Annotated in this window: 1 protein-coding gene; it reads right to left on the minus strand. The window is 63.8% G+C overall.

Going from position 1 to position 265, the window contains the following annotated elements:
- On the minus strand, positions 1-198 hold a 198-nt coding region (locus R0J87_RS21260), incomplete at its 3' end, for a hypothetical protein (protein ID WP_498888774.1).
- Positions 199-265: the final 67 nt, after the last annotated feature.

Genomic DNA, 265 nt, shown 5'->3' on the forward strand with positions numbered 1-265 from the left:
GTCCTGGATCTCACCGATGAGCTGCTGGCTCTCGACGAGCCCGTCCTTCACGGTGATGGCGCGCAGCCCGACCCAGCAGACCGCGACGAGGAACGCGATGATGACGATGATGAGAATCGTCCATACGCGCCGCCGCCGCCGCTGACGGCCCGAGGTCTGGTCGTCGACGCTCGCCGCATCCTGACGCTGTGCGCTCATGAAGGACTTGCCTTTCGTGCTGAAATGATCTCGGGAATTGTACCGGCGGCACCTGAGGACGCTTCAG

The sequence above is a fragment of the Halomonas sp. SIMBA_159 genome, assembly GCF_046536035.1.
Lineage (GTDB): Bacteria > Pseudomonadota > Gammaproteobacteria > Pseudomonadales > Halomonadaceae > Vreelandella > Vreelandella venusta_A.